Below are 362 nucleotides of genomic sequence, written 5' to 3'. Positions count from 1 at the left end.
TCTTCTTCTGGCTGACCACGACAGCAACCACCTTTCCGACCAGACCGCCAAGGCGCTGAGCGCGGCCTCGAAAATCGCCAGTGGGACTGGAGCCGATGTGCATGTGCTGGTCGCCGGCGCCGGCGCCAAGGCTGCAGCCGAACAGGCCGCCAAGCTGGCGGGCGTTGCCAAGGTGCTCGTTGCCGACGACGCCTCGCTTGCCAACAACCTCGCAGAACCGCTCGCTGCCCTGATCGTCTCGCTCGCCGGCAACTACGACACGATCGTTGCCGCCGCCACCTCGGTCGGCAAGAACGTCATGCCGCGCGTCGCAGCCCTGCTCGACGTCTCCCAGGTCTCGGAAATCATCGAGGTCGTCTCGT

Annotated in this window: 1 pseudogene; it reads left to right on the top strand. The window is 66.0% G+C overall.

From position 1 onward, the window contains the following. Positions 1 to 362 (top strand): annotated as a pseudogene (locus ASE71_RS36720) (electron transfer flavoprotein subunit alpha/FixB family protein); the annotation flags it as partial.

The sequence above is a fragment of the Ensifer sp. Root954 genome, assembly GCF_001429005.1.
GTDB lineage: Bacteria > Pseudomonadota > Alphaproteobacteria > Rhizobiales > Rhizobiaceae > Ensifer > Ensifer adhaerens.
This window is presented reverse-complemented; position numbering and strand designations above follow the sequence as displayed.